At 47.0% G+C, this 21,332-nt stretch carries 10 protein-coding genes; 1 reads left to right on the forward strand and 9 read right to left on the reverse strand.

The genetic code is table 11. The features are described 5' to 3' along the window. Positions 1 to 28 precede the first annotated feature (28 nt). The 5 genes from B1748_RS13055 to B1748_RS13075 all read right to left on the reverse strand — a co-directional run bounded on the left by B1748_RS13055 (position 29) and on the right by B1748_RS13075 (position 11,962). A complete protein-coding gene (locus B1748_RS13055) occupies positions 29 to 1,879 on the reverse strand; it encodes a patatin-like phospholipase family protein (protein WP_087568361.1) in 1,851 nt (616 codons plus the stop codon). Between the two features lie 107 nt (positions 1,880 to 1,986). Further along, positions 1,987 to 2,415: an SRPBCC family protein gene (locus B1748_RS13060; RefSeq protein ID WP_087568362.1), complete on the reverse strand. Its 429-nt coding sequence runs from the start codon at positions 2,413 to 2,415 to the stop codon at positions 1,987 to 1,989. A 67-nt stretch (positions 2,416 to 2,482) separates the two neighbouring features. After that, on the reverse strand, positions 2,483 to 3,439 hold the full coding sequence (locus tag B1748_RS13065) for a sigma-70 family RNA polymerase sigma factor (protein ID WP_087568363.1): 957 nt from the start codon (positions 3,437 to 3,439) through the stop codon (positions 2,483 to 2,485). Between the two features lie 113 nt (positions 3,440 to 3,552). Then, on the reverse strand, positions 3,553 to 6,600 hold the full coding sequence (locus tag B1748_RS13070) for a FlgD immunoglobulin-like domain containing protein (protein WP_087568364.1): 3,048 nt from the start codon (positions 6,598 to 6,600) through the stop codon (positions 3,553 to 3,555). Positions 6,601 to 6,637: 37 nt separating this feature from the next. Beyond that, entirely contained in the window at positions 6,638 to 11,962 is a 5,325-nt protein-coding gene (locus B1748_RS13075) for a DUF4838 domain-containing protein (RefSeq protein ID WP_179215564.1), read from the reverse strand. Between the two features lie 317 nt (positions 11,963 to 12,279). Here B1748_RS13075 and B1748_RS13080 point away from each other — a divergent pair, with 317 nt between their 5' ends. Beyond that, positions 12,280 to 15,387, forward strand: coding sequence for an ATP-binding protein (locus B1748_RS13080; RefSeq protein WP_087568366.1), 3,108 nt, complete (start codon positions 12,280 to 12,282; stop codon positions 15,385 to 15,387). Positions 15,388 to 15,455: 68 nt separating this feature from the next. Here the strand turns inward: B1748_RS13080 and B1748_RS13085 are convergent, their stop codons facing one another. The 4 genes from B1748_RS13085 to B1748_RS13100 all read right to left on the reverse strand — a co-directional run bounded on the left by B1748_RS13085 (position 15,456) and on the right by B1748_RS13100 (position 21,332). After that, positions 15,456 to 17,729 (reverse strand): helix-turn-helix domain-containing protein, encoded by a 2,274-nt coding sequence (locus B1748_RS13085; protein WP_087568367.1) that lies wholly within the window; start codon positions 17,727 to 17,729, stop codon positions 15,456 to 15,458. Between the two features lie 169 nt (positions 17,730 to 17,898). After that, entirely contained in the window at positions 17,899 to 18,807 is a 909-nt protein-coding gene (locus B1748_RS13090) for a nucleoside hydrolase (protein WP_087568368.1), read from the reverse strand. Between the two features lie 30 nt (positions 18,808 to 18,837). Then, on the reverse strand, positions 18,838 to 20,379 hold the full coding sequence (locus B1748_RS13095; RefSeq protein WP_087568369.1) for an extracellular solute-binding protein: 1,542 nt from the start codon (positions 20,377 to 20,379) through the stop codon (positions 18,838 to 18,840). Between the two features lie 35 nt (positions 20,380 to 20,414). Then, on the reverse strand, positions 20,415 to 21,332 hold the full coding sequence (locus B1748_RS13100; protein ID WP_087568370.1) for a carbohydrate ABC transporter permease: 918 nt from the start codon (positions 21,330 to 21,332) through the stop codon (positions 20,415 to 20,417).

Here is a 21,332-nt window from a genome sequence, read left to right on the forward strand (position 1 = left end):
CTTTCTTAACCGTGTTTTAAATCGCTTTTCACCTTTCAACCAGCTTGCTCCGTATTAAAGTTAACGCTTCCCGCGCTGCCTTTTCGCCCATGGCCATGTTATGGTTAGACAATTTAAACGATACCTGATTTGTCGTAATTTCGGGCCTAAGCACGACATCCGCGATTTGCGCTTCTTCCGAAATAATTTTTCGGCTCATAATTTCAATCGTGTTGAGGATCGCCACTACAAAGCTTTTTGGTTCCCCTAACACCGGCGTACTCAAATCAACGGCGATCACCACGTCGGCCCCCATGCTTTTGGTTAGCGCAACAGGAACAGGATGAACCACCGCACCATCCACCAGGTAGCGTTGCTGATATTGAACCGGCTTGATGAAACCGGGGATCGCCGTCGAAGCGCAAATCGCATGGGAAACTCTGCCTTTATTGAAAATGTGCGCTTCGCCGCTCACCGCATCCGCGGCTACGGCGGCAAACGGAATCGGCAAGTCCTCAAAGTTGACAGGGCCGATATATTTTTCGACAAAACGGGCCATTGGATGATTGCTTACTAACGCCTTCGGAGGCATCACAAAGTTAACAAGCTGGCCCCAACGAACGGTTGGCAGCACCTTCTCGAAAGCGGAAACAGGCTGCCCCCCGGCGTATAACGCCCCAATAAACGCCCCTACGCTTGTCCCTGCAATAATGTCGATGGGAATGCCTTCTTGCTCCAGCAGCTTAATAACGCCAACATGCGCGGCCCCCCGCGCGGCGCCACTGCCCAGCGCAAGCCCGATCCTCGGCCTTGTTCCCGGCTCGCGGTTCCTTCCGAATCGCAGATGACGCTTAAGGATCATTCGATTGCCGCTGACAACATGCGCTTCCTGCACGACCGTTTTCAGTTCCTGGACATTGCCGTCAAGATACGGATAGACCGTCATCATATTCATTGCGTCATGGGAGATCAGCTCCTGCGGATCATCCGAGCCCGCGGCCGATAAGAACGCATGGACGAGCTCGGGGATGTCCTCCTTCCGCTCCCTAAGCGGAATCATCTTTACCTCTAGTGCATGGGTATCCGGTTTGTCGCAGGCTGTCATGAGAATGCGCGTATCTCCTGAGGATTGGAGCAATCGACTTAATAATTCCATCGGCATCGAATCCACATTTTCCAGTACGATGGTTCCTTCTCTTGCAGCTCGTACTTTCATATCCCAATCCTCTTGAAGGAAGTTTGTCCCGTCCATGCTTACGATTGGATATTCGGCGCGCCGGGACAATCGATGAATTTCGTATGCGACATGCGACTTGCCGACGCCTTTCTCGCCCACGATACATACCGGGTCTTCCCGCTGAGCGCATTCTGTCATGTCTCTGCGGAGCCGATGCATAAATTTGCTGCTGCCAACCAACGATCCATATTGCGCCTGCCGCTCCAGCTCCAGCTCCCGCATAACGGCGAGGCTTCTCGTATATTCCTCTGCCACCCGGTCGTTGGACTCCTGAATGCGCTTGATCATCGCTTCGGTCATATGCTGCCGGAACGTAGTGCTCCGGTCCATCAATAACAGCAACCCTTGCCGAGGCATTGCTACCGTCTCTACCGTGCCGACAGCCATTACGGAAGCACTTACCGTTTTCCCCGTCAGACAGGACATTTCCCCAACGAAATGCCCTCGTTCCAAATTCGCGACGAGAATCTTTTTTTCATTCTCCAGGTACACATCCAATTTGCCGGACAACACGATATGGAATACTTCGCTCGATTGCCCCTGCTTTAGAATAATCATGCCGTCTGTAAACGAATGTTTCGTTAAATAGGGGTAGATCGATTGCAAATCTACTGGCTCTAATTCTATCAATAACGGGTAATCCCGTATTTCGTCGAACTTCAACGGATACACCTCCCCTGAGTCAGCGTAGCCTTCGCTCCTTTCATTTTATGGCATCCCTCCCGGCTTTACAACGTTAAAGAAAAAGGCGCCCTGATGGGCGCCCCGATTTATGCCTTGGATGCTTCGGTATATCGCTTGAAACTGTCCATAATCGCTTGCCAGCCCGCCTGCTGGAATTCAACGGGGTGAGTGCTCTCAGGGTCGAAGATTTCAACGACCTTCGTCGTCTCGCCTTGATCAACGAACGTAATATCCACCTTCCGCCCGTCTCCCATCGTGTAGGAAATCGTCTCATGCAGCTTCACTTCGTCGTAAGTTCCGCCGAAATCAAAGCCCATGCTGCCGTCTCGCGCTTCCATCCGTGTAATGAACGTGCCGCCGACTCGCAAATCATTTTCCGCTCTTGGCGCATGCCAATCCTCTGACGGTTGATTCCACTTCGTGATGTGATCCGGCTCGGTCCAATAACTCCATACTTTTGCCACAGGGGCTTGAACGACGGTCTCTACGGTTACTTTCGTCTGACTTGTTTCCATTGAAAAGGACACCTCTTTACGGGAATTTTTGCTTCTCCCTTATATAGACGAATGCCGATCGCTATATTCATCGGTCTATTTGTTCCGGAAGCCCTAATCGGGAAAATAATTTTGCATTAATGAAATTTTGAACATGGAGGATTCGATGATCTCTCATTTCAATCACATGGATGCCCCAAGGAACCAGCACGGATGCCTCCTTGCTCGGTACGTACTGCGCCAAAGCGGGATAACCGCCATTGACGGTAGTCCGCAAAAATTTGGATCCCACGCAATGCCAGCGTGTGAGCGCAAAAAACTTGGACAAATCGTCCTGACCGCTTATCCACATGGCGAAAGGCGGCATGGACATGCAACCTTCCTCATGAAACAACGAAACTAGCGCATGGATATCGAATTGTTCGAAGGCCTCCACATACCTGGAGAGGAGATCAGGGTCGGGATGGGCATCCATCTTGCTGTATTCTTCGGAACGAAGCTGCGTTCGGTCCATCGTCTCTCTGGCTCGTTGCAAGGCGCTGTTGACCGCTGCCGGCGACATTCCCAACGTTTCCGCAATTTGTTTGGACGACCATTCGAATACATCCTTCAGAATAAGAACCGCACGTTGCCGAGGCGGCAAGGATTGCAAGAGTGCAATAAAGCAGAGCTGAAGGGTATCCCTGCGAACGAGAATATCCTCCGGATTCCCTCCGAAATCGGCCGAAGGCCAAATCCAGGACGAGTCTGGCAGCATTTCGACAGGTTCGACAATGGCAACCGCCGGGCCGGATCGGTCAACGGAAAGAGATCGGCGTTTGGTTTGCCTCAGCTTGTCCAGGCATAAGTTCGACGCTATGCGGTAGATCCATGTTTTAATGGAGGAATCCTGCCTGAACGTGCTCCAGCTTTGCCAGGCCCGAATGCTGGTTTCCTGAACGGCATCGTCCGCGTCATCCATGGATCCCAACATTCGGTAACAGAACGATGTTAACCCCGGCTTAAAGCTCTCAAATAACTTCATATCAAAAGCTGCTTCGTTCATCTTGGCCTCCTTGGGGCGATAACCCTAAAACATTCTCCTTTCATCATATTCGAATCGCCCGGCCGTCTCAATCCAATATCGCAATTTAGATTGACGCCGCAACCAATGCTCGCCTACTGTTTCACAAAATAGAGTTTATCTACATATACCGCATACACGTTTGAGGAATTATCCGCCGGCCAGATATACGCGTATTGATTGTTGGTTTGAGAAGGAACAAATGATCCGATCTTGATCGTATGCCATAACATATTTTCCATTGCGGCAGCCGGCATTGTCTGTGTTCCGAATGGATACGACGTTGTAGTTGCATCATATACTCCGTAGGAGAACGCGTTTCCTGATGGAGTTACAAATTGGGGTTTTCCGTTCGCGTCGTAGTTCAAGTCGTCGGCATATTTGATCTTTACTACCGCATAGAGGTCGTAAGTTGCACCGGGAACAAGCTGGTTTTTATTCCAAAACCATTGCATATCCCATCCGTTTGCGGCTCCGACTACCTTAACGGCTGTTTTTCCATCCGATGCCGATACGTCAACATTATTTTTAGCAGCCCCTCCGAACATGCTCAAATCGATGTCTTGCCCAACGTAAACCGTTTGAGTTGTATCTTTCTTCAATTTGAGTATCTTTCCGTCCCCGGCCGCAAAAGGCAGGCTGCTTATTTCATAACGGTCCGGATAGGTCGTAAACGGGATGACGGCGTTGGTGAGCGAATCTCTTATTTCGGTAATATTCATGCCAAGCTTTGCCCGATCGATTTTGATCGTGACATTAGCACTATTTAAACAATTATGATTGACAACGACCAAGTACTTATCTCCCGTAGCAAGATTTTCGTGAGTGGTTACATCTGCATGAGGATGTGCCGAACTGGTGGTATTGCCGCCTCCGATCGTTGTGGCAACATTCGCAATTTTGGTCATGGATAAGATAGTAGGCTCCAGCGTTTTTATTTCATCAAATAAAGTTTGAACGGTAGTGAACTTCGGCCCCCTGTTATAATGCTCGTCGACCATCCCTTCCCACAAGCTTTCCGTTTGATAAATAAAGTAAAGAAATCCCTTGGATCCGTGTCCAATGTTGAGATAGGTCATCGCCCTTGTTTCGGCCGCAATGGGGTCTCGCAAACCCGTCGGCTCATGCCCGAAATTCTGTATGACCGTCCACCATGGAGCACGGTTTTGAATATCTTTTTTGGTCAGCATGTGAAGAAAGTCCAGATAGGGCTTATAATCAATGTTCGAATAATAGGGGTGGTTCATGTAATGGGTGAAATCCCCGACCGGGTACCCCAAAGCCGCCCCGTATGGATCGGTTAATAACGTCTGCGTTTGTTGGACTCCGTAATGGAATTCCGTATACTCCGGAGCCACATAGTCTATTAAGGCTTGATGGTTGGGGTCAATCGATTCCGTTATTCTTTTGGCGTTTTTCAATAAATTCGCATGATCCATATCCAGGTCCATCGGCTCGTCTTTCAGTACGTACGCGTATAATGCAGAGTGATTTTTAATGGGAGAAATTCGATTGTTTATCTCGTTATACAAAGCGACTTCATCATTCGCCAGCGTCGGATTGTATAACGTGCTGTATGCCATCGGAAAAGCCATCACCTTGATATCATAAGCGGCTGCCCGATCTAAAGTATCTGTATAAAGCGCGGCGGGTCCATTCCAGTTGGCGATACTGACAACATTCATATTGGCATCCTTCAGATCCTGAAAGCTGTTGTTTAAATAGGAGATTCTGGCGGAAGATTGATATGGAATTTCTCCTCCCTCAAACCATGTTCCCCGAGCTACAAAAGGCTCTGGCGCATTAGGAGCATTTAAGGATAATCCGGTAATGACCTGAATATTTTTTTTATACAAATCCCCGCTGGCATTGCTGACCACGACTGTATACATCCCATTGGGCACGATCGCATTTGCGTTATTTCTGCCGTTCCACGAAAGTTTTACCGTACCGCTCTGGTTAGCGCCGCTGACCAATGTTTTAACCAGACTGCCGCTGCTATCGACGATCTTTACGCTTATGTTTTGAGGTGCAGAAAGCGTATACGTTATTCCCGCGGAATCGTTAAGATCGTCCTGGTTTCCCGGGGAGATCTTATACGGCTTCGCTTTTATGAGCTGGTCGGGATTATCATTGATTTGCGATTCGTTTATCGAAATCAGATCTACCTTAATTGATGGAAACTGGGAAGCGTTGTTTACTTGATAGAAGCTGACATGGTAAATATGGGTTGGATCAAGAGCTAATGGCGCAGCGTTAATTTTGATTCCGTAATAAAATTTAAACTTATCTTGCGTTTCCAAGCTAGCCGTACTGTACACCTTTGGCGGCACAAGATAGGTAGCAGTCGTCGAGTCATACAAAACAACGCCAAAAATATCGCCTGTCGAAGAATGCCAGTCCGTTCGATCGATCTGTACAATTGCAGTAATATCATAGGTTTCATCATTCCGAAGCTTGGAGCCGTCAATCGGCGCTTGAATATTCCAGTTGCCCCCCGCTCCATTGTATAGAACAGCCGCGCTATTATCGGAAGCAAGCGCGCTTGCAGTCAACACTGATGTGTTATGGAGAATAAAGCTGCTGTCTTGAATGACAATGGAATCGTGCGGTCTCAGGATGATTTCGTCAACATAGATTTCCGATGCCTGACTGGCGTTATTGGTTCCTGCCACAAAAAAAACAAGTTGATTTACGCTTAAATTCGGCACGAATGTCCCCGCACGATATTCTTTCCATACCATGTCTTGCGTTTGGCTTAAAGGCACGGACTTTTGCGGAATGATAAAATCGCCGTAAGTGTTATCCCAGACTCCGAACGAAAACGCATCCCCTGCGGGATTTGCCGACACATGATTCACTTTGACCCGAAAAAAGACATCGTAGGATTTCCCGGGCTCCAATTCACTAAAATCCATGCGAATATGCGAGATATTCCAATTATTGCTTGTGTTTATCATTTTACCCGCAAAACCATTTCGCGCGGTTGTGTCCGTCACGGTTAAACCATCATTGTAATAAGTAAATTGATTCTCGTCTATTACAAAATCCGCGCCGGATGCTGTGGTTTTTTCGAAACTCCACAATAGAGAGACAGCCAAAAAAAACGTCAGGAATAGAGTTGATTTCTTTATCTGGTTCATGTTCAACAACTCCTTATTCGTTATTTGATTCTCCGATTTAGATCAGTTCCGATTTTTGCAGCAGCTTTTGAATGATCGTGGCAACCTCCGCCCTTGTCATTGCTGCTTTAGGGGCGAGGAAGTGGCTGCTTCTGCCGGATACGATACCTGCTTCGATACATTCGGCGATGCTGATTTTCGCCCATTGGGCGACGGTGGCAGCATCTTGATAGGGCTTGAGCTTCTCCTCCGGAGTCTCGGACTGGAGCTTTGCCCTCAAGTTGGTGATCGACATCGCTCTGGCGATGACCGTCATGGCTTGTTCGCGAGTGATGCCGTCATTCGGCCGGAAAGTTCCGTCTTCGAGTCCATTGATCAAGCCGTAAGAGACAGCCGCACGAACATCGCTTGCATACCAATCCGTCGATTTGACATCGGAGAATGTCGATGCCCCGTCACCCGGCTTGATTCCCAGACCGCGAACCATGATGGCGACAAACTCGGCGCGCGTAATAGCCCGATCGGGATCGAACAGCTGATTGCCGACTCCGTTAATAATCATGCGCGAGCCGATGTCTTGAATCGCCGCTTTCGCCCAATGACTCTGCGTATCGCGGAATTGGATCGAATGTTTGATTAGTGCGTACGTGCTGTTGGTCAAACTGCTTATTTGTGCATAATACTTGCCGCCAATCCGCACGATTGCTGTCGGCACATGACGCGCTTTTCCGTCTAAATCGACGACGACGGCCGTCGTGACACCGTCGGGATCGACCTGTTCCGGGATGGCAATCCTACGTTCCACATACGATTCGAAGGTCGCAACATCATACGTCGTATCCCCATAGCTATATTTGACGGTAAAATCGATCGGCGGCACGACGATTTCGAACATGCCCCGGCTCGCTGCGCTTTCGACCAGTCGAATCATATCGGCTGTTGAAGAAGCGATTTCGATCTGAATCCGGATATCGTTAAGTGAAACCGATTTGCCTAGCTTGGCCGCTATCGCATCCATATCGATTTGTTGCGCAGGCAACGTATACGTTCCACGTCCGGTTTGGATTTCTATAACCGCTTGTTTGTTCTCCAGATGCTTAATCGATTGACCATTGAGTACGGCGATCACCGCGTCGGCATCGGCTTGAGCCGAAATCGTCACTTTGACCGGTTGATCTTGCAAAGCAAGGTTGCTTTCCAGCTTGTCCCGATCGACAACGATAGTGACGACGGCCTGACCATTCCGGTTTGAGGTCGTTACCGTTCCCAATTTTTCCGGTTTGCCGTTAATGATGATCTCTGCATTGCCGATAGACGTTTCCGGTTTCCACGGCCCTGTCGTTGTCGGATCTCCGGAGCCGGGTTCGTTAGGCGAACCGCCTTGCGGCTGCAAGTAAATCGGATGGAACTGATCGCTGCGCCACGGCTGGCTTCCCGCCCAACCGATAAACACCGAATGACCGTGATAATTCCGAAAGAAATGACCGAGCAGGCTTTCGGTTTCATTGGGATCGACGCCGATCATGTCGAAAGGAATGGCCTGCACCACGTTCCAGCCGTTTTGATTAATGGCGGCATTGCTCTCGATTTGCAGCTCCGATTGAAACGCCGGACTGGATTGCGGCTGCAAATGATAGATCAAATTTTTGGCGAGCGGATTTGTCATATAGCCATAATAAGCGCTTGCATGATCTTTCGCGATAAAGGTTTCGACCGAATCGTCTCCCCCGCTCTTCCACCAACCGTTGACAATTTCATTGCTGATCTTCACTTTATCGGTCATGATTTCGCTGTCGATATTCTCGTAACCGACATACAGGTAATCCTCGTCCCACAGTAAATACGCACGGGTGTCAACCGGAGGAGGCGTACGTTGGCTCATCACCAGGAAATCGGAGAAAGGTTTGGCATCCTTCCAAGGACCGGAAGCAAAGTCGAGCGAGTTCAGAATATCCTGCTTGCTTGCCGAAGTTTCGACTGCCGTCGCGCTGTATTCCTTATGGTCGATTTGTTCGAGGAAGGAACGCAGTTCTTCGGCTACGTCTGCAACCTCGGGGTTGTTTTTTACATACCGCAGCAAAGCGTCGATCATCTTGAATTGAATGCCATCCCACTTCGCCGCGTCCAGATAATCCGACATTTCCAAGATGGGATCGCCTCTAAATGACTCGCGAAGGTCCACGCGTTTTTTGGCATACGCATAGCTGTTCTTGATGAATGCAAGATTCTGCCTGGCCTCGTCTTCGTCGGCCGGTACTTCAGCCGAAGTTCTCGGAAAGGAAAGCGCTGTTGCTTCATAATATTCGAACGACTGCATCATCAGCTCCGCCCGAACCTTTTGCTTGCCTGCCGTTGCCTTCTCGACCGCCTGTTCCATCAATGCGCGCGCGGTTGCCAATTCTTCCTCCGTTACGTCTTCCAGATAACGATAGTCGAGAAACGGCAAGAAGTTTGTTTTGACATCCTGATTCGCCCAGTTCGAATACCAATCCGTCTCGAAAATGCGATGGGTCCAGAAGTTTTCCCAGATGGCGTAGTAGTCGGCCATATAAGGAGCGGCATCCTCGCCCACGGCTCTCACGAACCATTCGTGCATCAACTCGTCTACGTCTTGATCGGGATCCCACTGCAGCTTGGCCATAACCCAGGGTTTCGGACCTTCTCCCCCAAAGTTGGGGAACAGTTCTCCGACGTGTCCGATTACCTTGTTATCACTCGCATATTGATAGACCTCCGCCATTGTCTGCATATAGAGACGAGGCACATGGTATAACGAGCCATAAATATAATCATAGAATCCGATATTGGATGCGACTGCCGTCCAGGCTTCGGTTAAAGCATGATCAGCCGCTTTCGCATCATCATCTCCCCATATCATGCGATCAACCGTAATATACGGCACGACATTCTCGTGCAGGGTAAACCCTGTCGGAGGATCAATAACGTTTAAATAGGCGAGCAGCCCGAAATATTTATCCGCAAACTTCCCGTTGTCGTATTCCGTAACGCCTTCCGCCACTTTGTTGACCCAAGCGTAGTAAATATTGGACATATCGACTCGGCCCATGGAGTTGGTCTTATTAGGATAATTGGGGTGATTCGGATTTGCCTCGCAATAATGAATGCTGTCGTTCGTCCCGAGCGAATAGGAGATCGCTTTCGGATTATCCTCGAAGTATTGTACGATGCGTTCCACCGCCGCCGATGCCGTATCATCGTTGAAGCAAGGCTGCCATTCATACGGATGCGTTGGCAGTACGCCGCCCGGATAATATTCCGGATGGTCGCTGAATACGTTAGGATCGAACAACGTGCTTAAATTATGATGAAAGCTCAAGCTGTCATGCATGCCATTGCGTCGTGCCCATTCGGCATAAATATGTAGGCCGTATGATTCGTCCGTGCCGAAGAAATGACGCGCGATGACGGCAGGCTCGTCTTGCATAAGTCCCGCTGGCACATCAATCGTGCTTTGCCGGACTACATCATCGCCATCAGGACCCGGCAGCAGCCAAACCGCGCCTGCAAACTCTTCCAGGAAACGATAGACGCCGAATTCCGTGCCCCACTCCGTAGGCCCGATAATCGTAATGGAGGAGCCTTGTGCATCAATGATGTAACCATCATCCTTCATCGGGTCTAGCAGATCCCGATGTCGAGCCTCCATGCTGTAACCTACATGGATGCGAGCGGCGCCGATCGGGTCTGTCAAAGCCCAATCGCGGGACATCACGGGCAGTTTAACCCCTGTCGATTGCTCGATATAGTTCTGCAAGGTATGCGCTGCCTTAACGATTTGCTGCTCCGCTTGTTCGGGATAAACAATGACGGCATGAGCCGTGCCGCTATCCACGATCGTTACGGGCTCCGTTTCGTTTTCTTCATATTTCACGGCGATAACCCGGTCCACGTACAAGTTATCGATGAGCGCGTCTCCCGTATGGAAATACAGATATAACTCATCTTGCGGATCGGCTTCATAAATCCAGGGCACTTCGACGTAATGATATTCGCCGTCTGCCAGGGGCGCTCGGCTGATCGGCGTTTCGTTTGGCTTGGACGAGGAGATGCCGACCTGGAATGCGTTTGTCCCCGATGCCAACCCCGTCTCCATGCGAACATTGGCATACAGCTTCCATTTGCCCGTGGAAGGCATTGCTTGCGCAGGCAGCCGGATCGCCTGGATGCTCGTATTTCCGGGCAGCTTAACCGCGTTTTGATTCCATACTTTCGCGTCTCCGACGACTTCAGCCGGAGCAGTAAGCTGGAACTGATCCTCCTCCATGCTTACCCAATCACTCTCGGGCACACCGCTCAGAAAATCCGGTTTTTCTACCGGCATGACAGGTTCGTATTTGACAGCGATAATCCGGTCCACATACAAATTGCCAATTGCCGAATCCTGGGTCGAAAACCAAATCGCCTGGGACTCCTCATTGGGATCATATTCATATAACCAGGGGAACTGGATGTAATGATACTCCTCGTCCGTAGAGCCCGTAAGATTGATTTGTCCCGACTGTGGATTTGACGAAGATATGCCGTAGCTTAATAACGGATCCCCCATTTGCGCCGTTCCGCGTTCAATCCGTATATGGGCATACACTTTCCACTGACCCCCGGCAGGCAACGCCAATCCCGGCACCTGTATGACCGGACCTTCGGTATTGCCGGCTAGCCGTGCAGACTTTTGATTTGCGGCCCCCTGATCCGCGACAACTTCCGCCGGGTTATCCAGAGCAAATTGATTCTCCTCTATTTTTAGCCAATCGCTTTTCGGCACGCCGGTCAAAAAGTCCGGAAGCTGTTCGTCCGGCGTATACTTGACTGCAATGATATGATCCACATACAAGTTTTCAATGGAAGTGTTGGCCGTAGAAAAATACAAATATTGATAAGCCAAATTGGAATCATATTCGTATAGCCATGGGAATTCAACATAATGATATTCCTCATCCGCGTAGGATGAAAATTTCATCGATGCCGAATTCTCATAAGGCGGATAAATACCATAGCTAAACGCATTTCCAGCGTTTGCCGATCCACGATCAATCCGCGCATGCGCATAAATCTTCCACTGACCCTCTTGAGGGAGGCTCGCTCTATGCAGCTGTATCGCCCAATCTATTTTATTGCCGGCTAATTGCGCGGCCTTCTGATTTGTTGCCTTACTGTCATCGACGCTTACCGCCGGATCATAAAGAATGAACTCATCCTCCTCGAACTTCACCCAATCACTATCGGGCACGTCTACAAGGAAATCCGGCAACTCTGCCGACGCTTCCGGGCTTTCAGCCCCGGAGGCGGCTGCGAAAGCAAGGTTTTGACACAGGGATAATACGAGAATAAAACAGCAAATCAATGAAATCGGCTTTTTCAACAAATCGTTCATCTCCTCGTTCTCAGATTTATTGCAGCTTGCATTCAAAATGAAACCGCTGTCATATTTTTAAAAGCGCTACCGATATAAACTCACCCCTCCTGTTCTTACCCTTGTTTTATTAATTCGTCTATATACTACCAGATAGATTAAATATGATGCAATATATATTTTATGTAATATATTATATATAATATAGATTAGGTCTTTGCTCATCCCTTTCTCCTAGCGGGGCTACTGTTTGTTATATTGAACGCGATAAGACTAGTAAAGTATACTAAACAGGAGGTTAAGCGGTTTTACGGAGAGGATTGGGGTAATTGCTTAATAGAAAGTTGTTTACCTTGATTATGGCTGGCGTTCTACTGACAACGTATTTTTTATTACGTTCCCTTCACGTATTCGACACGGGTTCATACCAGGCGGAGAATGGTGTTCTTTCTTTGCAGCAATGGGATCCTCGGGATAAACGGATTATTCCGCTTGACGGCGAATGGGACTTCTATCCCAATGAGTTAATCGTGCCCAAGCCTGGTGAGGATGTGTTTGAGGCGTATCAGGGCATACATCGATCTATCTCTGTGCCTGGAGCCTGGGACGGTTATATAGCAGCAAAAGCAACGCCTTTCGGTACCGGCACGTATCGTTTGCTCATCCATGTTCCAGAGGACGATCGTTACGGGGTCAAGCTAAATACGATTCGAAATGCAAACAAGGTGTATATAAACGGAGAAGAGCTTGGTTCTGCAGGCGTTCCTTCCAAAAGCAGTTTGGACTATCGCTTCGACTTTAAAAAGTATGTCGTCCTGGAGCAGAGCAGCAATAAACAGCTGGAGCTTGTTATACAGGTTGCCAATCACGATTATGCAGTTGGAGGGATTGTCAGCTCGCTCGATTTCGGTCTGGCCGATCAAATATTAGCGCTGCAGGGCCGAGAAAAATTTATTGAAGCCTTCCTTATAGCAGGCTATTTGCTATTTTCGTTTATTTATTTCACATCGTATTTGCAGCATCAACGAAAATTCAGGTATGAGCTGTTTTTTAGTCTATTCTGTCTGGCGCAGGCTGTACATATTTCGACAATTAATGAAAGATGGATCTACTTACTATTTCCCGAGCTCGGTCCTTTGGCCCAAATCAACATACAGGCTGTTGCGCTTACCCTGTTCGTGCTCTTTTTTCTCCAATTCGTGTATCATTTTTTCAATATGATTGCCAGCAAAAAAGTCGTGACCGCATTAAGCTGGTTGCTAGGCATTCAAGCCTTGGCCGTAACGGTGTTCTTTGCAGCAACGAGTCTGCTGGACTATGTTCCATTTTCGGTTATCCAATTTATTATCTCGTTGACTACGGGTATTGGTTTTGTATACATCCTGATCTTGTTGATTAAAGCCTATAAACAAAAAACCGATGAGTCCCATTATGTGCTGACGGTCGTTTTTACCTTTGCAGCCTACGGCTGTCTGCTCGTAGCCGTCCTCTTGTTTGAGGTCGACATCGAAACGCCTACGCTGCTTTTATTCCTGATTATGGTAGTTAGCTTGGCGCTGTTAATGAGCCATCGTTCTCAACAGGCTTTTAAGCGGGTCGAGGAGTTATCCAGCGAGTTGCTCGTATTCGACCGCATGAAGGATGAATTCCTTGTCAAAACCTCACATGAGCTTGGAACGCCGCTCCACGGCATTATTAATCTATCCCGATCGCTGATGGAGGGCGTAGAAGGGCCCTTAAAAAAGCAGCAGCAAGAAAGCGTTATTTTAATAAATTCGGTTGGCAGAAGATTGGCGGGTTTGGTTGAGGATCTTTCATTTGTATCCCGAATCAAGCAAGGGGAAGTATCGATTGTATCCAGACCGATCCAGATTCGCGTTGTCGAGGAAGTCCTTGATGAGATTGCATATGTCATGCAGCCCGCTCAGCAGGTACAAATCATCAATAAAATCCCGAATGATATGCCGCTGGTCTATATGGAAGAGCAAAAGCTGAAACAGATTTTTTTCAATCTGATCTATAATGCGATTAAGTTTACGAAGCAGGGAACGATCACGATATCTGCTTGGGTCAATGAAGAGCACATGCACATATCGGTGCAGGATACCGGGTTGGGTATTGCGAAAGAGAATTTAGAACATATTTTCACAACCTTCTACCAAGTAGAGAGCACCAGGCTGCGCGAATCGGAAGGGCTTGGTTTAGGTTTAAGTATTACGAAACAGATTGTAGAGGCTGCGGGAGGGCATATTGAGGCAACTTCCGAGCTAGGTCAAGGCTCATGCTTCACCTTTACGATTCCACTGGCAACCGAGGAGCAACTGCTAGAGTATTCGGCTAACGACATCGATCGGGATGAGCGAGCGATGACGGCGAGGTTGAACGTGCAGGACCTGCAGCAGCCGCAGCCTATCCCCCAGACAAGAGTAAAGGGCTCAAAGCCTGATACCATACTGGTCGTAGACGATGAGCTTGCCAATCTAAAGGTGCTTATTAATTGGCTTCATTCTTTGGATTATAGCGTAATTGCGGTAGGCAGCGGGCAGGAAGCTCTGGACATTATTGAAAATGATAAGGTAGATCTACTACTTTTGGATTTAATGATGCCGCAGATGACGGGGTATGAGGTTTGCAAAACGATCAGGCAAAAGCAGGATTGGGTAGAGCTGCCGGTCATTATGTTAACAGCAGCAGGGCAATTGTCCGATTTTGTTGTTTCCTTTCAATTGGGGGCTAATGATTACTTGCAAAAGCCGGTAAACTTGGCTGAACTAGAGGTGCGAATCGAGTCCTTGCTCCTTATGAAAAAGTCAGCCCATGAAGCGGTGGAGAATGAGCTTCGCTCCTTTTACGCACAAATTACGCCGCATTTTTTGTATAATACGATCAATTCGATTATTTCGCTCAGCTACTTTGATCAGGAGAAAACAAGATCGGCATTGGATCATCTTGCTACCTATTTCCGTGCAAAGCTGGATTACCAGAAGCAGCGTTCGCTCATCCCTTTAAAGGAGGAGTTAGAGCTTGTAAAGGCCTATTTAGCGATCGAACAAATACGTTTCGACGACAGGCTGCATATCGAATACGATATTGACGAAACCATTAACATCGACATCCCGGCGATGACGCTCCAGCCATTGGTAGAAAATGCCGTCCATCACGGCATATCCAATAATAAAGCCGGCGGAACGCTGCGTCTGGCGATCGAACGAGAACAATTCGAACGCGGGCAGCAGCGAATCAAAATCATGATTGCGGATAACGGCGCAGGTATCCCTCACGAGAAGCAGCAGGAGCTCATGCATGGCAAAAGCGAGGGACTCGGCTTTATGAATCCGTTTCGAAAGCTTTCGCTTATTAAAGGAGCAAGCTTTGACATGCACAGCGAAGAGGGCAAAGGAACGACAATCATTATTCGTATGATGGAAGCAAGGTAACAGAAAGAAAATAACGCAGCCAACTGGCTGCGTTATTTCGTCTCCCTCAGGGAATAAGGTTCCCTTTTCTACTCCGTCTGCTCCTTGCCATGCGCGATGCGATACTGATTTGGCGTTATACCCGTGCTTTTTTTGAAAATCGTAAAAAAGTGGCTTTTTGTTTGAAAGCCGGATTGCTTGGCAATTTCCGCAACTGTCCAGTCCGTGTTAATAAGCAGCAGGCAAACATTTTCCACTCGCTTATTTAAAATATAATCCGACAAAGACATCTCGGTAACTTCTTTAAAGATCTGCCTTACATAACCCGGGGAAAGCGATAGTTTTTCTGCAATCTCATCAATATTAAGCTGCGCCGAATGCAGGTGGTTTTGAATATATTCCTTCATTTCGTCCACATACTCTTCTTTACGTCCAATACGGCTGTTGTTTTGGATGGTCTCCATAGCCTGCACTAGCTGTTCTTCGAACCATTGTCGAAATAATTGCAGAGTCGCAAATCGATCAAGCTGAATTTCAGTGCCGTGCAAAGCCTGAACCGATTTAATCGAATGGAAACTCCTCATAAATGTGTGCATAATAAGATCCAATTGATATTTACAATCCGTATAAGATAGATGCTGCAGCTTGGCGAATAGGGTGTCCACATGCGAGCGCATCGCATTTTCTTGCCCCAAACGAACCGAATACATAATTTGCTCAAGCAGCATAACATCATCCGGCGGCTGGAGCAGTGTATCGTATACTTCCAGATCCCGCTCTTCGTAAATACGGTCCTCGCCGCTTACAAATTTAAAGGTCGATAGCTCATACATATTGTCATAGCCAAGCCGTACATCGTCCGAAATATCCCGGATCGAGCTTATAGCTATCGTAACCTGCAGCGACAGCCATTTCTTAACCTGCTCCGAAACCATCGGCAGAACTTGTCGGGTTAGGATGTCGTCCTCAGAAGAATCCGCGATTTCCTCGGGCAAACAGCCGATTAATAAGACGAGATGATCCCCGCCGATGTCGACTGCTCGAGAATCCTTTTCCGCTTGCTGTAATACTTCCTGAGCGATATTGCCTATGGCATATTTCATTAATTTACGAGATTCAAAATTATATTTTTCTTGAAACTCCGCGTACGAATCGATACGGATAACGGCAAGTCTTATATAATCATAATGTACTAAGGATGACCGCTTCTCGATATAAGCTTTCATGGAGGAGTTCATCTTTCCCTGCAAAATCCAGCGACGAAAATATTCATCCGTAATCATAAACTCATGATCACGCATCGTATGTATCATCTCGTCCCTGGTATGTACCAGGCTATCAATACCGCGCTTAATGACATCATACTCCCACTCAAGCGAACGCTCATCTTTAGAGCTCGTCGAAAGCAGTTGTACTTTTTTGGCAAGGGAACTAAAAGGTTTAATATATCGATGCGAATTCCAAAACATCACAATGATAATCGCAACTAGCATAGCAAATGAAGATAACACAATAATGGCGGAAAATTGATCCACCTTCTTGTCCCAGCCGCTCATGCCAATAACATAATACAACTTCCATTTATTCGAATTCAGTCCAGCAGAGCTGGCGAAATAAGTTTCATTGCCATATTCAAACTGAAAGTAGGACTTATCCGTTTGCGAAGCATGCTCATATATCGCTGCATCCCATTCTTCTCTATGGTCGCCAAGCACCGAACGGCCTTCACCATCCAACACAGCAATTTGGACGTCTTCATCCCCACTATTTTGAAAATAATCTTCGACTATTTGCAGATCATACAATACGACGAGGCTTCCGGTATAGTCCACATGACTAATATCCGGAGGTAAAACAAGCCCCCAATAAGCTTTTTGAGCAGTCTCGTGATAGAAAAAATGCAAATACTCTTGGCTCTTTTTGTCTTCTAATTGCAGTATCGTTTGATCATGAAAGGCTTCCAAAACAGAAATCCCTTTTTGATAATCCAATACATCGCCTGTTTGCTTATTGATCAAATAAACATTGCTAATAAAACGTTCTGTATTAATATAGCGGCGCAAAGCGACCATCGCTTGATAATCCGCCACTTTATCTCTACGATTAACCGAGATCCAATTAAAAATATCCGGATCTTGATACATGTTTATGCTGTAACTCTTTAGCTTTTCTAACGTAAATTCCGTGTCAAACACCGTTTGCTTTAACTGGTTGTCAGCAATAACTTTTATTTCATCCATATAGTATTTCGAAAATTGCTTGGTTAGAAATAAAGAAAATATGGCAATAATGAACGTGCACAATATGGCAAGGGCAATAAAGATACGAATATAAGTTGATCTGGGAATTAATTTACTTTTCATTGGAAACTACCCGCCTTGTTGACTTGGTCAGTGGAAGCAGCAGCTACAAAGATGCTGTTTGAACGAACGGCTTGTCTGTTTATAAATGCGAAAGGAATCCTCTCTAAATGAAAGAGAGGATTTCCTTTCGCAACCGTATCGTATTGTATTATGCCAATTATAGCAATGACTATTCATTCCCTAGCAATCGTTCCATCAGAAGCCGAATAAACCGTTCGCTATTTACGCCCAGGCAAACCTGCACATTGCCTGTTTCCGACGGGACAGCCACTGTCATCCCTGATGGATGGCGCAAATCATATTCTACCGTTACGTTCATTCTTTCTGTCTGCAAAACCGCGTCATCAAGCAAGTACGAAACCGCTATCGGATCGTGCATAGCCGTAAAGTCGCGCTGGCAAATATCAAGCCATCTGCCCAACATTTCGCTAACCGCTTGATTTAATGGGCTGGTCGAGCGGCTTAACTGCTGAACTTCCGAACGATGTATGTTTACATGCATCGTAACATCAAGTCCAACCATGACGATCGGTGCACCCGAAGCGAAAACGACAGAGGCCGCTTCCGGATCGCATTTGATATTATGCTCAAGTACGGGTAAGCTAGCGCCGCCCTTGCCCAGGCGAGTTACGCCGCCCATCATAAGGATTTGCTTTACGTTCGTTGCGATAGCCGGTTCGCGAATGAGTGCTGCCGCTACGTTAGCAAGCGGACCAATGGCAATCACGGTAATTTGACCGGGATTGTTCATAATTTTTTCAATTATGAAATCTACGGCATGTCCGGCAGACTCGGTCGGCTCGCCGCCCTCGAGTACGCCTTCGCCTTCATGCCCGCCCCACCAAACCTCGCGATTGCGCAGCAAGGAAGGACTGATGCCCGTATATATCGGAATATCCGCCTTCTCTCCGAGTCGCAGCATTTTTTTCGCTAAACGCGCTCGTAAATCAACATCGCCATACACGGTCGTAATGCCTTCAATCTGGAGTTCGGGAGATCGCATAGCGAGTGCAAGTGCGACAGAGTCATCCGGATCTGAGCCGATATCGGTATCGATAATAATTCTTTTTACATCCATCGTTCGCTCACCTCACTCACTACCGCCAGTTTATTTTTGTCCATCCAAAAAGGTTTGAATTTGTGCTTGCAGTTCATTTTGAATCTTTTTAACGACCGCTTCGCCTTCTTTTTTATACTTGTCCCATGCTTCCGCCGGATCAACTACGCCGTTCATAATTAGCGGGTAGTACTTAGCGTCAATGGAGTTGAATTGAGCAATTTCGTTTGCAATCGGGCTTGTGTCAAAGGTAAAGCCAGTTAGAACATCTTTTTCAAAGTTTTCAGCCGTATAATAGAATTCGTTTTTCGCAAGATCTTCCGGCGAGAATTCTGCGCTGAACTTATGATATTTGGGAGCCCATAAGAAGGACCAGCCAAACCACGGATAAGAATCTTTAAGCGGTTTATACTGCGTGTCGCCTACGGCTTCCCAATGCTCGCCTTCAATACCAAACGATATCAGGTTGTAATTGTCTTGCTCATGTGCCCAGTTCAAAAATTTAATAGCATCTACAGGATTTTTGCTTGCCTTTGGTATTGCCAAATAATCGTTTTGTTTGTAATCGGATGTGTTGGCATTCTTTTCGAATTTATAAAGCTCGAAAATTTCCAAATCCGCTCCTGGCACGTTTGCCTGCAATTCGCGCAACGTATTTTGCTGCATCGAGAAGTCCGTATATGTCATAGATGCAATTTCACCGGATTTCAGCATAACCTTACTGTCAGGGCTGGACATAATATCCGGGTTGATCAGGCCTTCTTGATACATCGATCTTGTAAGCTCGATATAACTCCATATTGTCGGGTCCATCTCGTCAAACAAGTTGTAAACCGTCGGATCATTGCCTTTCAAGTATAACGTAAAGTTGCGGTTGAAAGCAGGTGTAACTCTAAAGCCGGCTTCGTAATCATTTTCGATGCGAATACCTGCGTAGGATAAGTCCGGTGAAACGCCCCAAGCGGAATAAGGGATAATTTCAGGCTTCTTCTCTTTTACTGCTCTTAGAAACTCGATAAACTGCTCATGTGTTTTCACTTCTTCAAGTCCAAGCTCTTCGCGAATATCTTTACGGATAATGATAGAGTTGGCATGACCGTTTTTACTTCCTAGCGGAATAGCAGTCATTTTGCCGTTAAATTTATTGGCTTCGAAAATAAGCTCGGAGCCGGCATTTAAAATGTTTTGACCGTGTTCTTTAATAAGATCAGTCAAATCCGTGTAGTAGCCTTCGCTAGTCATTTGATTAATATGCAACCAAGGAGCATCGTAAATCATGTCGATCTCTTCGCCGGATGTTAAGGTTACTTGTGTTTTGCTGGCTAGATCCGCCCAAGGCACGAACACAAAGTTCAATTTGTAATTAAGACCGTCTTCCTTCATTTTTTGCTCTGCTGCAGCAACGATTTTATCCAGATCTTGCGGACGATCGCCAGGCAGCATAATTTTAAGTGTCACTTCTTTGCCTAGATCGGCGCCCCCCTCTTTATCGCCTCCGCCCTCATTTCCGCCGCTTGGATTGGAGTTGGAGCAAGCAGCAAGTACAACTAACATGACAGACAACATGACGACTAACCATTTTTTTAACTTCACTTCGATCACCCTTTTCTTGTTAGTAAAAACTATAATTAACCCTTTACCGCACCAATCGTAATCCCTTTAACGAAAAACTTTTGTACGAATGGATACAATAAAATGATAGGTCCGATCGTTAAGCAAACGGTAGCCATTTGCAGACCATACGTTGGAATCGCTTGAGCGTAGTCCATTGCGGCCCCAGCTACATATTGCTTCATATTGGCGTTGGAAATAAGCTGGCGCAGCATAATTTGCAGCGGATGTAGCTTATGGTTATCAATGAATAGCAGCGATAACCAAAAATCGTTCCAGAATGTCAGTGCATAAAACAAACTGACTGTAGAAATGGCCGGCAACGAAATCGGCCATACGATTTTAAAAAATATTTTATACTCGCTTGCTCCGTCAACAGTTGCCGCCTCATTGAGCTCATACGGCACGCTCCGATAAAAGGCGACCAGTATAAACGCAAAGAACGGATTTAATAAATACGGCAATATTAAAGCCCAAATGCTATCCTTTAAGTCCAGATAGATGGCAATTGTAATATAAAATCCAACCAGACCCGCACCAAATATCATCGTCAAGTAAGTCATAAACGATAGAAAATTTCTATACTTTACTTTGCGATGAGCGAGCACGTAAGCATACATGCTGGTAACGAGCATGGCTAACACCGTGCCTACAATCGTTACAAAGATAGTGACAAAATAGCTGCTATAAATTTGATTGCTTCTAAACAGCATCTTATAAGCATCTAATGAAAATTGTGCAGGAAACAATTGAAAGCCATTGGTCATGATTTCTTTTTCGGCAGCGAAGGAGTTGATAAGCACCATCCAAAACGGCACTAAACAAAATATTGTAAACAGCGCGACGAGAATATAACCGGACCATGTAAATAGTCTGCCCGTCCATGTATATTCCACATCCAAGTTTCTGCGCTTTCGCAAAGCTGGCTGTTCCAT

The sequence above is a fragment of the Paenibacillus sp. MY03 genome (assembly GCF_002165585.1).
Taxonomy (GTDB): domain Bacteria; phylum Bacillota; class Bacilli; order Paenibacillales; family Paenibacillaceae; genus Pristimantibacillus; species Pristimantibacillus agaridevorans.

What these genes read in the sequence shown, in the direction of transcription:
- B1748_RS13090 (WP_087568368.1), bottom strand. Translation starts at nt 18,807, where the DNA reads ATGGATGTAAAAAGAATTATTATCGATACCGATATCGGCTCAGATCCG.
- B1748_RS13070 (WP_087568364.1), bottom strand. Translation starts at nt 6,600, where the DNA reads ATGAACCAGATAAAGAAATCAACTCTATTCCTGACGTTTTTTTTGGCT.
- B1748_RS13060 (WP_087568362.1), bottom strand. Translation starts at nt 2,415, where the DNA reads ATGGAAACAAGTCAGACGAAAGTAACCGTAGAGACCGTCGTTCAAGCC.
- B1748_RS13065 (WP_087568363.1), bottom strand. Translation starts at nt 3,439, where the DNA reads ATGAACGAAGCAGCTTTTGATATGAAGTTATTTGAGAGCTTTAAGCCG.
- B1748_RS13085 (WP_087568367.1), bottom strand. Translation starts at nt 17,729, where the DNA reads ATGAAAAGTAAATTAATTCCCAGATCAACTTATATTCGTATCTTTATT.
- B1748_RS13100 (WP_087568370.1), bottom strand. Translation starts at nt 21,332, where the DNA reads ATGGAACAGCCAGCTTTGCGAAAGCGCAGAAACTTGGATGTGGAATAT.